The sequence below is a fragment of the Paenibacillus phocaeensis genome (genome assembly GCF_900021165.1).
Lineage (GTDB): Bacteria > Bacillota > Bacilli > Paenibacillales > Paenibacillaceae > Fontibacillus > Fontibacillus phocaensis.
The window spans coordinates 180,157-193,400 of sequence record NZ_FCOQ01000034.1; the positions used below are offsets into that span (position 1 = coordinate 180,157).

General features: G+C 50.7%; 10 protein-coding genes. 1 reads left to right on the top strand and 9 read right to left on the bottom strand.

Annotation, left to right across the window (positions count from 1 at the left end; genetic code table 11):
- The first annotated feature begins 111 nt into the window (after nucleotides 1–111).
- Nucleotides 112–2,436, top strand: coding sequence for a helix-turn-helix domain-containing protein (locus BN3795_RS22755; RefSeq protein WP_068786961.1), 2,325 nt, complete (start codon nucleotides 112–114; stop codon nucleotides 2,434–2,436).
- A gap of 17 nt (nucleotides 2,437–2,453) precedes the next feature.
- Here BN3795_RS22755 and BN3795_RS22760 read toward each other — a convergent pair whose 3' ends face one another.
- The 9 genes from BN3795_RS22760 to BN3795_RS22800 all read right to left on the bottom strand — a co-directional run bounded on the left by BN3795_RS22760 (nucleotide 2,454) and on the right by BN3795_RS22800 (nucleotide 13,008).
- Nucleotides 2,454–2,879 carry a thiol-disulfide oxidoreductase DCC family protein gene (locus BN3795_RS22760; RefSeq protein WP_068786962.1) on the bottom strand — a complete coding sequence of 142 codons (426 nt, stop codon included), beginning with the start codon at nucleotides 2,877–2,879 and terminating at the stop codon, nucleotides 2,454–2,456.
- A gap of 126 nt (nucleotides 2,880–3,005) precedes the next feature.
- Complete coding sequence (locus BN3795_RS22765) at nucleotides 3,006–3,284, bottom strand: hypothetical protein (protein ID WP_068787039.1); 279 nt, start codon at nucleotides 3,282–3,284, stop codon at nucleotides 3,006–3,008.
- Between the two features lie 223 nt (nucleotides 3,285–3,507).
- A complete protein-coding gene (locus BN3795_RS22770) occupies nucleotides 3,508–4,866 on the bottom strand; it encodes a glycoside hydrolase family 30 protein (RefSeq protein ID WP_068786963.1) in 1,359 nt (452 codons plus the stop codon).
- Between the two features lie 34 nt (nucleotides 4,867–4,900).
- A complete protein-coding gene (locus BN3795_RS22775; protein WP_068786964.1) occupies nucleotides 4,901–5,728 on the bottom strand; it encodes a carbohydrate ABC transporter permease in 828 nt (275 codons plus the stop codon).
- Entirely contained in the window at nucleotides 5,725–6,612 is an 888-nt protein-coding gene (locus tag BN3795_RS22780) for a carbohydrate ABC transporter permease (RefSeq protein ID WP_068786965.1), read from the bottom strand. The genes BN3795_RS22775 and BN3795_RS22780 overlap by 4 nt, the downstream gene beginning before the upstream one ends.
- Before the next feature lie 76 nt (nucleotides 6,613–6,688).
- Nucleotides 6,689–7,984, bottom strand: coding sequence for an ABC transporter substrate-binding protein (locus BN3795_RS22785; protein ID WP_068786966.1), 1,296 nt, complete (start codon nucleotides 7,982–7,984; stop codon nucleotides 6,689–6,691).
- A gap of 79 nt (nucleotides 7,985–8,063) precedes the next feature.
- Nucleotides 8,064–9,143, bottom strand: coding sequence for a response regulator transcription factor (locus tag BN3795_RS22790; protein WP_068786967.1), 1,080 nt, complete (start codon nucleotides 9,141–9,143; stop codon nucleotides 8,064–8,066).
- A gap of 3 nt (nucleotides 9,144–9,146) precedes the next feature.
- A complete protein-coding gene (locus BN3795_RS22795; protein ID WP_068786968.1) occupies nucleotides 9,147–10,913 on the bottom strand; it encodes a sensor histidine kinase in 1,767 nt (588 codons plus the stop codon).
- A gap of 88 nt (nucleotides 10,914–11,001) precedes the next feature.
- Nucleotides 11,002–13,008, bottom strand: coding sequence for a beta-galactosidase (locus BN3795_RS22800; RefSeq protein WP_068786969.1), 2,007 nt, complete (start codon nucleotides 13,006–13,008; stop codon nucleotides 11,002–11,004).
- Nucleotides 13,009–13,244: the final 236 nt, after the last annotated feature.

A 13,244-nucleotide genomic window follows, 5' to 3' on the forward strand; every position in this document is an offset into this window, starting at 1 on the left:
GCTTCCAAATAAACGAACTCGCTTTCATTTTTACGCGAAGGAGTACCTTTTCACCCGAATATGCTCTATAGTGAAGAGGTTACATTCGCAGCAAATGGGAGGAATTCTTCAATGCGGACCACCATGAATCGGCTTGCACGATACAAGGCATTTCAGAAACTTACCGTCTCATATTTCCTGCTCTTACTTCTAACCGTGAGCCTGCTGTCCGGCGTCCTCTTCTATCTCTTCTCCAGAAGCGCCGTCAAGGAGATCGACCGCAATTCCAAAGCCATGTTGTCCCAAGTCACTTACGCTTCGGACGTGGTCTATAACCAGGTCATGACCATCGGCAACGCGCTGCTCATCCAGCCGGAAATCAGTTCCTTTCTGAACGGTACGACGGAGGATAAGACCAATAATTATCTGATCTTTCGACAGATGTCCCAGATCGCAAGTGTGTATCCTTATATATACAGCGTTGGAATCTACCGGCCTTCTACGGGGACAACCGTCGATACGGCCAACCTTCCGTTCGACCCGTCGCTCAACGCGCTCGGCTCCGAGCGGTACATGGAGTTTTATCCGCGCAGTCTGACCGTTGCCGGCCGCAACAACGAAGCGCCGCTGCAGCTCCTAACCTTTCTGCTGTACCCGGGCTTCTCCTTTCGGACTTCCGACAACCCGCTCATCTATATCAATGTAGAAGAGCAGTCGATTCTGACGACGATCCGCAAGATCAGCAAAGCGGATGCCGCCAATAACGTTTTTGTTATCAACAATGAGGGCAAGGTGCTCTCCCACACCGATTCCAGCTTGTTCCTGGAAGATTTGTCCGGGGAGCGGTATGTGCAGCAAATTTTGAATCAGGACAAGCAGGAGAGCAGCTTCACCGCAACGATTCAGAATAAAAAGCACCTGGTCACTTATGTGAAATCGGAGGCCATGGACTGGTATTTTGTAAGCGTTTCCCCTTATTCCGGGCTGATCTCCAACATCGATCGGCTTCGCAACATTACGCTGCTTGTGACGGCCGGGATCGTGCTGGCAGGACTGCTGGTCTCGATATTCTTGACCCGGAGCATTTACAGGCCGCTATCGACGTTGTTTGAGAAGATCATGCCGGACACGGGTTCTCCATCCTCCGGTTCGCTGTTCATCGATGAATATAAAATGATGGCCGAAGTCTTCCATTCGTTGGAGGAAAGGGAGAAAACCATGCAATTCGTGCTCAATCGCTCTTCCCGAACGATCCGCGAGCATTATCTGCATTCCTTGCTCCGCGGCCATCCGCTGGAATATTCGGTTCCAAGCGAATTGATTCGGGATATCGATGAGAACGTGGCCGGACCCTACTTTTGCGTGCTGGTCTTCAAGGTCAACGAGCTGGAGCCGGCGAGAGAGGGAATGGAGGCGGCACAGCAACCGCTGCTGCGCTTCGCTCTGGGGAATATTGCGAAAGAGATGCTGGAGCCTATCGGGGCATGCGATTACCTGATTACGGAGGAGAACGAGGGCGTCGTGATTCTGCAATGCGAGATAAACCAAACGCCGGAGGAGCTCAAACCCGCCTTGCGCAACATTCAGAGCTTCCTGAACCGTTACTTCAAGGTGACGGTATCCATCGGCGTAGGGGATATCAGCTATGGCAGGAAGCATATCCCTGCGTCCTATACTTCGGCGCAGCAATATGTTAAATATCGGCTGATCTACGGGAAGGAATCGATTCTGGATGCCGTAGTGACGCGGCCCCACATGATGACGGGCTTGAGCTATCCGAGCGCCTACGAGAAGAAGCTGATCGATGCGGTGCAGTCCGGCAAGCCGGAGCCGATCCGGGAGGCCATCGGTCAATTCGTCGAACAAATCTCAAACGGCTCCATCAACCAGGTGATCACCTACAGCATCCAGCTCATGTTGTCTTTGCTTAAACACTTTGAGTATTTGCAGCATGTGCCGGATTCCAATTTCAACGAATATCTGGGCGCGGTGACCGATATTGAATCCGCTGAACACCTAACAGAAATCCAGGACATTTTCCATCGATATTGTTTCAATATCTGCGCTTTAATCGAAGAGAAGAATCTCTGGATGAACGCCCAGAAGCACAATGTAATCATTGAGAAGGTGCAGAATTACATTCAGGAGCATTATGCCGAGCCGAACTTATCTCTGGAGATGGTGTCCAACATCGCCGGCCTGTCGCCGAGCTATCTGGGAAAACTGTTCAAAAGTGCAACCCGGCAATCGTTCAGCGAATACCTGAATCACACCCGGTTGGAGAAAGCCAAGGATTTGCTGGCCTCCACTCATGAGACGGCAGCCAAAATCAGTGAGTCGGTAGGCATGTACAATATCACTTACTTCTCCACACTGTTCAAGAAAAAATATGGCTTGACTCCTTCCGCCTTCCGCGAGCAGGAGGCGATCAAAAGCCGGGAGAACGCTGGGGAGTAGATAGAAACTCCCCGCTGCTATCCCTCCTCCAGAAACCGCTCCTTCAGCTCCCGGGTCGGAACCAGGCAGGTCTCGTCCTTGCCGAACCACCGGTAACGATGCTTGGCGACGTATCGATACACCGCGTCCCGGAGTCCCCGCGGTACGAGGATGAAGGCATACAGCAGCGGCCAGGGATAACGCAGTCCTCTCGCAATACGTAAAGCCGCCGCCGATCGGGTATAATAATGGCCCTGTTCGATCAAAACGACGCTGTCCAGCGACTCCTCCTGAGACCCGGCAGTTTGCAGCAGACGGCTGCCGGCCTGCGACTGCAGGGAGGCAAAGCGGAACCGCCCGACCGGGTCCCGCTTAATGATAAATTTGACCGCCCCTTGGCATAAATGGCAGACGCCGTCGAACAAGATGACGTGTTCATTCCTTGGATCCGGTTTGCCTGGCATGTTTCAGCCCCTCCCCCCGTGGGTTGGACACCATTTCTTCATCTATAAGAAAGACCTTATACGAATCTTAAGAAAAAAGCACGGGAGGAGATCCCGTGCTTGCTGTCGCCAGCTGGCGAATGCGTATTACTCGGAAGCGAGCTTGTCGAGCCATTGCCCTTCTACCATCTGACGGTTGATTTCACCCGAAAATTTCTCCATGCATTGGCAAATGAAGTCTTTCCGGCAGACCGGACAAGGTGTCTTTTGCAGCCTGCTGACGTTGGTTAACCGCCATTCGGGATTACGGTGGTAAAACACGCGGCACGCCGTACCATCGGCCATGTTAACGATAAACTCATACAATCCGTCATTTTTGTTGCTGCCGGCCTTGGTTACATTTACAACATTCGGTCTGTAGGACATGTTATCACCCGTATTATCAAATTTCATTCCAGAGCGCAGCTCTTTTAGTACTTAGACATATTAATTAATTTTGATCGGCATGTCAACTTGAAAACCCGCCCAACTGGCCTGATCTGGCGCACTTTGTGCAAGATGTCTGTTAGAATGTGCATCTTTTCACCGCCCCATACCCCAAACATCGGCAAATATCCGATAGCGGATGCCTACACCCGATGAGCCGTCCTCATTCATTGGGCCTGCCGGGATCAAATAACATCGTGTTAAAAGACTCGGGCTCCAGTTCGAAGCCGTACATTCCCGTTCCGTCCGAAATCCGCACGGTTCTTGTCTCCTTGAACGGATTCGCCATCACCACGACGCGCTCGCCGTTTGGTGTCACGTAGCTGACCGCGTTGCCGAACCAGTGCCCTTGCTGGCCGATCCGCTTTGAGCCCGGCGTCACGAAATGCGAGAAATGTTTCATTACGTAATACTCGGGATTGAATACCGCCCTGTGTTGTTCCTTATCGACCGTGACCATCGAGTTCTGCTCCCAGCCCCACGTGCTTCGCCCCTTCGACTCAAGCACCATGTTCCAATAAATGTACGCGTTCACCCGGTTTGTGAAATAGTGCTGGAACAAATTAAATACGTATTGGGCATATTCCCAAGTGTTCGTGCCGTCGCCGCATTCGTTCTCGGTTTGCATGTACCGCAGTTCCGGATAGCTCAGGACGGTACGCTGGATCGCCCATTTTCCGGCCCACTGATAACCTACGCCCTTAATGTATTTATAAGCTTCAGGATCGCTTAACACCGTATGTGCATAAGCGTCGTGGTCGGTGACTTTCTTCTTCAGCCATTCGTCCCACGGTTCCGGCGCATTGATTGTGCCCAGCCAGATTTCCGTATCAAGTCCATGCCGTTCAAAGGCCGGTCCCAAATAATCGCGGATAAATTCTCGAAGCTGCTCGCCGGTCCAAACGCAGGAGGGAAACTTCTGATCAGCCACTATCTCGTTCTGGACATGGATCTGGTGGACCGTGATTCCCTCTTCCCGGTAGGCCTGCACGAACTTCACGAAATAAAGGGCGTAGGCTTCCAGAATTTCATGCTCCCAGCGCAGTGTTCCGTAATTATAAGCTTTCGGGAACTTCATCCAAGTCGGCGGGCTCCAAGGTGAGGCGAACAGTTTGAGTTCGGGATTCAACGCCAAGGCTTCCTTGATATAAGGAATCAGGTATTTCCGATCCCGTTCGATGGAGAAATGCTCCATCGCGTAGTCTCCATCCGTTTCATTGTGGCTGTACCACTCCAGGGCATAGTCGCTGGCTCCGATCGGAATCCGGCAAATGCTGAATTTCTGTTCCCCGTCCGGATGAAACAAGTTGAACAATACCCGCTTTCGTTCCTCCTCAGGAAGCAGATTTAACGCCACAACCCCGAGTTCATTAAAACATCCCCCAAACCCTTCCACGTTTTGATAAACGGCATCCGTCAGCGTCAACTCCGCCGTTCCCCCGTTTGTCAATAAATGAGGCAGACCTTTCTTTTCCCATGGCCGCCCCCTTGTGCTCGATATCCATCGTTTCGGTTGTAACATGAACTCCCTCCTTACACATGATTTATGCGACTGCTCAACCTTTCACGGCCCCTTCGGCAATTCCTTCCATAATGAACTTTTGGAAAAACGCGTAAATCATCACCACCGGAATCGCCGTGAGTACCAGCGAAGCCAGAATCAGCGACCACTCCTTGTTATACTCCCCGAACAACATGTTGGTGGACAGAATCAACGTATAGTTGTCTACGTCTGTCAGCATCATCAACGGCAGCAGGAAGTCGTTCCAAATCCACAGAAAGTCGAGAATCGCGATCGTTACGGTGATGGGCAGCAGCAGCGGCAAAATGATTCGGAAAAAGGTCTGGAATTCATTGCAGCCGTCGATCTGTCCGGACTCTTCCAGCTCCCGCGGGATCGACTTGACGAAACCGTGATACAGAAAAATGGCCATATTGACGCCAAGTCCGATATAGATCAGCGCCAGTCCGTAAGTGCTGCCCTGTACTTGCATGGTTTTGGCCATCCGGGTGAGCGGAATCATGATCGAATGAAAGGGCACGAGCATCGAGGCGACAAACAGCAGAAAAATGAAATTGCTTAATTTGCCCCGGGTTCGGGACAACTTATAGCCCGCCAAAGCGGAACAGAAGACAATTCCCCCGATCCCGATCACGGAAACAATCACCGAGTTCAGAGAACTGTTCAGGAGATTGATTTTCTCAAACGCTTGTGAGTAGTTTTCAAAGTGCAGTTTCGTTGGCAGGGCGACGAACGATTCGAACATTTCCGCTTGCGTCTTAAACGAATTGACGACCGCCATATAAATGGGGAAACAGGTGAACAGGGCGCCTACGGACAAAATCAACCCGATCAAGAGCGAATGGATTCTCTTCATTCTCATGCTTCCACCTCTTTTCTCTTCATGACGTTCATTTGGATTAGGGTAACGATTAATACGATGGCAAAAAGAATGAGCGACTTCGCGCTGGCGTATCCGTAGCGAAAGTTATTGGAGAACGCCTCTTCATAGATGTTCATTGTAATTACCTGCGTGCTTCGTCCCGGTCCGCCGCCGGTAAGTCCGTAAACTACGTCAAACACTTTGAATGCGCCGTTCAGCGTCAGGAAGAAGCAAATGGTCACGGCATGCGTAATCATCGGAAGGATCACGCTTCTTAACGTTTGGAACGAATTGGCTCCATCGATAATGGCCGCTTCCTTCAAACTCTGAGGCACGCCTTGCAGAGCCGCCAAATAAATAATCATCATATACCCGACCCCGTTCCACAGCGACACGATCAGGATGGAGTAAAAAGAAAATTTCGGATTGCCCAGCCAGGATTGGTCAAGAAAAGTGATCGCCGCTTTTTCGGCGAGCTGCGGAATCACTTGCGAAAAAACAAAGGTCCACATAAAGGAACTGATAATTAAACTGATCATATTCGGCATAAAGAATATCGTGCGAAAAAATCCTTTGCTCCGGGTCCGCGTCTCGATGAGCACGGCAAGGAGCAAGGCGATTACATTTTGCAACACAACCATGAATGCGACATATTTCAGCGTAAATAATAACGCATTAATGAAATCCGGGTCCTCCGTAAGCGCTTCGACGAGATTGGCAAATCCGATGAAGCTGTAATTCTGGTTCAAACCGTTCCAGTCCGTAAACGTGTAATACATTCCGCCGAATGTCGGGATGAGCAGAAAGATGGTATAAATAACGAGTGCCGGGGCTGTGAACGCCAGCAAAGAGATATACTTCTTAAAGAGCCTGGATGACGGCATGTTCTTCCTCCCCCTTTCGTTTGTCTATGAATTGAGAAGGAAGGAACTTCTCGTTCCTTCCTCAAGGACAGCCGGGTTACTTGTTGACCTTGTTAAACGATTTCCACGCTTTGTCGAGTGCCTTGAGCACATCGTCCTGCGAGATTTGCCCGGCGATATAGGATTGCAGCGCTTTGCCGGATTCGTCTTTTACCGCTGGCGGAATCCGTGGATCTTGATAGGATTTGCCCTCTTTTACATAAACCATCGCATCGTCAACCCAAGGATAGCTGCTGTAGTCGTGTACCGTGGCGAGCGGATTAAACTTCAGCGCCTGGAAGAATGCGCTGGAATCCTTGTCGTCCAGCACGTAGTTTACGAAATCAAGGGCCACTTCCTTATTTTTGCTCGTCTTGGATACGGCCAGCGAGGTGGACGTACTCAAGTTGATCATCGTAGCGTCGGGATTATCGTTGATCGGCAAAGCCGCTACGCCAAAACGCAGGTCGGGATTGGATTTCAAAATCGTCTCCGCGTACCAGGGGCCCTGTACCCACATCGCCGCCTTCCCCTGCGCAAACATCGCCGCACCATCGTCACCGCCTACCTCGAGACCGTTTTTGGTACCGTTCGCGTAAACCAAATCGATAATGTCGAACATCCCTTTCATTTCGGTGAAGGAACCTTGATCCTGGTTCATCCGCTCAATGAAATCCTGATTTTCCGTATTGACCAATTGACCTACGAAAAGCGGCAGGAATAACTGCGGAATCCAGGCCTCTTTGTCGGACAAAATAAACGGGGTGATGTTGTTTTGTTTCAGCTTTTCGACGACCGTCTTCATTTCCGACAGGGTCGTAGGGGGCGTCAGTCCCAGCTCCTCAAAAATCTGCTTGTTGTACAAATAACCCCAAGACAGTGTCTCGAGCGGAACCGCAACAATTTTCCCGTCTTCAGTCATGACCGAAGGCTTCACGCTCTCCAGCAGCTTGCCGACGAACGGTTGATCGGACAAATCCTCCAGATACCCGGCTTTATAAAATGGAGGGATTTCGTTGACCGCATGGATCGCGAATACGTCGGGTGCGTCGTTGGAAGCCAGTCTCGTTTTTAAAATTTGCGGGGCGGTGTCCGCCGGCGGCATTTCCAGTTGAACCGACACATCGATATTTTTCTCCGCTTTTTCTTTGGCCACGAAGGCATCGATGTACTTATCATAGTGTTCTTTCAAGCGAGGCTGAGCGATAAACATTTTCAAATTGACGGTTTTCCCGCCGGAGCTTTCGCCCCCTGCCGATTCGTTGTTTCCCGCCTGAATTCCGCCAGCCGCTCCGCAGCCAGCAAGCAAAGAGGCGATTAATGCGATTCCTGCTAGACCCTTCCAAATTTTCATATGAGTTGCCCCCCAGAACATTGGTTTTTGTTTACGCTTTCATTCTAATTTATTTGTGAAAGCGCTTCATTGGACAGGATTAGACTTTTCGATTGGATATTTTTAAACCTTGTGCTCCCTTTCTCGCCTCTCCCGGCGATATTCCGAAGTGCCTTTTAAACACCCGGTGAAAATAGGATACGTCCTCATATCCGATCAATTCGGCTACCCTCTTGATGGCGACTTCTTCGTCCGATTTCAGCCATTCCATCGCCTTATTCATTCTCGATTCCACGATATAATCCGTGACCGTTAAGCCGTATTCCTGCTTAAACGCCTTGCTCAAATACTCTTTGCTGACGAAAAACAGCTTGGCCAGCTGCTCCAGACCGATCGGTTCTGCGTAATGATGATCAAGATACGATTTGACTTCCCCCAAATGCAGCTTATTTTTATATTTCCGCTGCTTGATCAGTTCTTCCAGGGCGTTCACATAACACTCGGATATCAAACGGACCCCTTCCTGGAAGGAGTTTGGCATATCCGTAAGTTCAGCCCAGCGTTCCGTCTCGCCAGCCAGCGCGTTCGCCGCACAGAGCTCTCTCAAGTACAGCAAAGTATCTTTTACCAGATAGCGGATCGTTTCCGGCTTCAAGGCAGCTTCCAGCTCCGTATCGGATTGCAGTTCACGGCATACTTTCCGGAGTCCCTCGCCATTCAGATCATTAAAGTAAGAACCCAACCGCTTTTCGTAAGCGGCCCATCTCGAAGACAACTCCAGGTCGATTTCCTGCCGCCTCGTGCGTTGCCGAAGAGCTACGCAACATCTGGCCAACACCGCGTTCAGTTCCTGCGGGTCGATCGGCTTCAGCAAATAGTCGACCGCCTTATAACGAATCGCCTGCCTGGCGTAGTGAAAATCGTCGTACCCGCTTACCACGATGATCTGCTTGTAGGGAAAACGGTCGCTCATTTCCCGCATCAATTCTACTCCGTCGGCACCCGGCATGCGCATGTCGGTAATGATGATCTCAGGATTAAGCCGTTCGATCATCCGCATCGCTTCCAAACCGTCCTCTGCCTCCCCCACGACCTCCATACGGTGTTCGTCCCATCGGCCCAAATTTTTGATAATGTCCCGGTTCCACTCTTCGTCATCCACTATCAATACTTTGAACATGCCTTAACCCTCCTTTTGATCGGGAAGATGCAAAGCTACGCTGGTTCCTTTGCCCGCTTCACTATCTAGACTCACTTTGTAATCTGCCCCAAAATACATTTGGATCCGGGAGGCTACATTGATCAGTCCGATGCTTGTCCCCTTGGCCCATACTTGTTCCAGATCCCGGTTTAGCTGCAACCGCAGGCGATGAAGCTGCGCCGTTTCCATGCCCGCCCCATTGTCCCGGATTAGAACCAGTACGCCCCCGGAATCGGGACGGATCGTTACCTCCAGCCGCCACTCTCCGATTTTATGATCCAGCCCGTGAGCAAACGCATTTTCGACGATCGGCTGCAGCGTCAGTTTCGGGATTCGGCAGTCAAGCACATCTTCGTCGATGTTGAGCTCGTAATGGAGCCGTTTGCCGAAGCGCTGCTGCTGGATATTCATATAATGATTCAGATGTTCAAGCTCTGCCCGAAGCGTCGCTAGCGTATCCGGATCCCGCACAATATAACGGAACATTTCGCTAAGCGAACGAATGATACCGTAGCTCTCCGCCGTTTTTTGCGAGAAGGTCATTCCCCCGATCAGTTGCAGCGTATTTTGCAAGAAATGCGGGTTGATTTGCGATTGTAGCGCTTTAAGTTCCGCCGTTTTCTTTTCCAGGCGAATCCGGTACTCGGTATTAATGTGGTCCCTGATCCGCTGCGCCATGGTGGCGAAATTGGCTTCCAGGAGCCCGATTTCATCTTTGCGCCTGCTTCGGGGAATCATCTGCTCCTTGGTCAGATCGAGCTTCCGCATCGCCCGGGCCAAGCCGATGATCGGTTTGGTCGTTTTCCAGGCAAAATAAAAAGCAACTAAAGCGGATACGATCGTGGAGATCATCCCGACGATCAAACCATAGTTCATCGTCGCCCGGGCGCTTTCGTTGATCGTGGCGACCGGGATTATCTTCACCAATCTAAGGTCGACGGGATCCACCGTATTGTAAAAAACGAATTCCTGGTCCGTTCTGAATTGGCCCGGCCCGGCACCCTTGGAAGCTTGCAGCTCCGCCGTCACATCCGGAGAGATTTCGCCATCGCCGTACAGTATGCGGCCGCTCATGTCCGTAACGAACACGGATTGCTCCTTTCCTTCGCCAAGCAAACGGATCGTTTGATCGAAATAGGACCAGAGCACCTCCAGGGAGATATAGCCCAGCTTTTCCTGGTTTTCGAAGCGGTTGATGCTGCGAATCAAGCGAAATTTGCCGGGGTCCGACGAATCCGTCTCCACGATAAAATCTTTGTTCTCCCGCAGTAAGTCCCGGTAATCGCGCGGTATGCCGCTGATCTCTTCCACTTCGCTTTGCATCGAATTGATCGTAAACAACGTCCCGGTTTCATGCAGGTACATAACGACGCCGACCAGGTAATTTCCTCCGCTGTAATACACGCTATTCAGCGAATTAAAAACATTCTGCTGCGCGGCAAATTGGCTGGCCGGGGTTTCCGCTTCGGGCCGATTTAGATAATTGGCCAACCCCGGACTGATCTGGAGCGAATAGACCAAGTTGTTTAGTCTGGCAAACTGATCTCCCAAATAAATCCCCGTCCATTTCATATTGGAGAGATTGGTGCCGATCACTTGCTTCTCCATCGAAGCGCTGTTGTTCTCCGCTGCCAGTGCGGTAACGACGACAATGGGCACGATCGCGATCAAAATCATCGTCAAAATCAATTTATTGCGGATACTCGTTCTGAACGGGTCGATGACCCTCTGCCGCAGCCTGCCAAACATTCGCTCCCCCCCTGTGATGCCGCATATATAGTAGAAAACGCCTCGCGGATGCGGGAGGCGTCTATTTTATAGCAACTCGTTCTATAGCTTATTGTTCTTCAATAATGGTAAAGCCCCATGGCTCAAGCTGGAGGGGTTGCCCCGAGCTTATCGGCTGGCCCGAAAGAAGTTCAATCCCCTCACGATAACGATAGTCTAACGAAGCCGGCATTTCAGAATAGTTAAAATAATACCGGATCGTTTTGCCCAGCCCGTTAACCCCGGATTTTGTGATCAGCGGGAAGCGAATCTCTTGATCCGGTCCCCATAAACCCGCTTCCTTCACGGCATGCTCCAGGATTTTGCCCATAACCGCCTCGCTCGTCATACAACCGATATACACGGCCCGCCCTTTGCCGTACCCGTTTTGCGTGACCGCGGCATACTTCCCCCAATGCGGATGATCATAATAGGCAAGCACCTCCGCCGTCGATGGGGTGAGCAGCTCCATCCACGTGTGCACCTGGTTTTGGTCTTCACCGACCCGGAACGGATCGTCTTTTAACGTCACCCGTTTCGGCTCGACGAACATGTTGTACGAAATGCCGCAGGCTTTGCCGATGATTCCCGGTTGCCGTTCGGAACGGACCTTGACGTTTTGATCCGTAAATCCGCTCTTAAAAGTATAAACGATATGCCCACCTTCATATACAAACCGGTTTAACCTTTCCAGAAGTACATCGGAAGCCGTATAAAGCGCAGGAACGATAAGCAGATCATACCGTTCAAAATTCGTGGTCGCGGGAGACACGAAATCGCACTCAATGTTCATCCGGTACAGCTCATCATACATCATTCGAACGACATCATTGTACTTTTTCGCACTGAAAAAATTAAATTTGAACCACTCCATCGCCGTTAACGAGTCGTTACTGACCAGAATGGCGACTTTATTCTCCTTTTTCAGGTTTACCAAATGCGGGGACAAACGGGTAAAGTCCCGGCCGATCGTTCGGGCCTCCTCATAAACCGGGTTGGGTTCGAAGTCATGGCTGAGCAAGCCTTTCCAATAGGTTTCGAAGGAATTGTGGATCGAGTGCCAATGCCAATAGGCCACCATATTGGCTCCCGAAGCCAGATGGCTGAACGCCTGCAATCTTAACTGCCCCGGGTACGGGGTCCAATGGGGAAAAGCCTGCGCTTCCGTCTCGAGCACCAAATAATTCGTCCCTTTGGTGGATCGCGCCACATCGCCGCCAAAGGAAATTTCAATGCCCGTCAAATCGTCTTGCGATGGATGATAAATGTCCACCCCCGTGATATCGAAAGGACGGGAAGCCTCGAAATGGTCCACATCCGGCTGAATGCCGTAGGAATACCCCCGCCACTCAAAATCGAAATTTTGCGTGACAAACTGATCCGCTCGCTTGTACTCGTTAACAATGGATACTTGCCAGTTCAGGAAATCGGCGACCAGTTTCCGTTGGAATTTGGCAAACTCCGCTCCCAGGCTGCCATTGATCGTCCCGATGACGGACGGGAAGTCCTCCCAACTGTTGATCCGGTTGCTCCAATAGTCGAGCCCGAACGCCTTGTTCAATTCCTCCAGCGTTTTGAATTTGTCCCTAACGTATTTGACAAACAACAGTTGGACATTCGGACCCGCGGTATGATAATGCTTCGTTTCATTATCGGTTTGATACCCGATCACCGCCGGATGTTCGCTAACCCGGGAGATCAGTTTGCGGATGATGCGCTCCGCATAAAACAAATAAGTCGGGTTCGTGATGTCCATAATTTGACGCGCCCCATATTTGCCGGGTCCATTTGCCGTCGTTGCCAACACGTCCGGATGCTCCTTGACCATCCAGGTCGGTACGGCGTAAGTGGGCGTTCCGACAATGACATGGATTCCGGCCCGATGCATCGCATCAAGAACGCGATCTACCGAGGTGAAATCAAATACTCCGTTTTGCGGCTCATGCGTGCTCCAGGTCGATTCGGCGATCCGAGCCACGTTAATCCCCGCCTCTTTCATCATGCGGATATCTTCGTTCAGGCGATCGTAAGGCATGTATTCGTCATAATAAGCGACACCGTATAATATTTTGTCCATAAAGACCTCCCGGAGTTTCATCAAAATAGTAGGCAAATCCTTCAGGTGTAAAATTAATTCTAATGCAATTGTTTACGCTTTCATAGTATTAGAAAAATCCTTCCGCTTCACTGGACAAAATTAAACTCTTGCAGTGGAGTATTTTAAACTAGGTAGAGTTCCTTTTATTTTCCTCCAAACCTACAAAAAGCTCCTGAACCATCCATAAGGACAATTCAGGAGCTCTTCACTACTAT

What these genes read in the sequence shown, in the direction of transcription:
- BN3795_RS22755 (WP_068786961.1), top strand. Translation starts at nt 112, where the DNA reads ATGCGGACCACCATGAATCGGCTTGCACGATACAAGGCATTTCAGAAA.
- BN3795_RS22760 (WP_068786962.1), bottom strand. Translation starts at nt 2,879, where the DNA reads ATGCCAGGCAAACCGGATCCAAGGAATGAACACGTCATCTTGTTCGAC.
- BN3795_RS22765 (WP_068787039.1), bottom strand. Translation starts at nt 3,284, where the DNA reads ATGTCCTACAGACCGAATGTTGTAAATGTAACCAAGGCCGGCAGCAAC.
- BN3795_RS22770 (WP_068786963.1), bottom strand. Translation starts at nt 4,866, where the DNA reads ATGTTACAACCGAAACGATGGATATCGAGCACAAGGGGGCGGCCATGG.
- BN3795_RS22775 (WP_068786964.1), bottom strand. Translation starts at nt 5,728, where the DNA reads ATGAGAATGAAGAGAATCCATTCGCTCTTGATCGGGTTGATTTTGTCC.
- BN3795_RS22780 (WP_068786965.1), bottom strand. Translation starts at nt 6,612, where the DNA reads ATGCCGTCATCCAGGCTCTTTAAGAAGTATATCTCTTTGCTGGCGTTC.
- BN3795_RS22785 (WP_068786966.1), bottom strand. Translation starts at nt 7,984, where the DNA reads ATGAAAATTTGGAAGGGTCTAGCAGGAATCGCATTAATCGCCTCTTTG.
- BN3795_RS22790 (WP_068786967.1), bottom strand. Translation starts at nt 9,143, where the DNA reads ATGTTCAAAGTATTGATAGTGGATGACGAAGAGTGGAACCGGGACATT.
- BN3795_RS22795 (WP_068786968.1), bottom strand. Translation starts at nt 10,913, where the DNA reads ATGTTTGGCAGGCTGCGGCAGAGGGTCATCGACCCGTTCAGAACGAGT.
- BN3795_RS22800 (WP_068786969.1), bottom strand. Translation starts at nt 13,008, where the DNA reads ATGGACAAAATATTATACGGTGTCGCTTATTATGACGAATACATGCCT.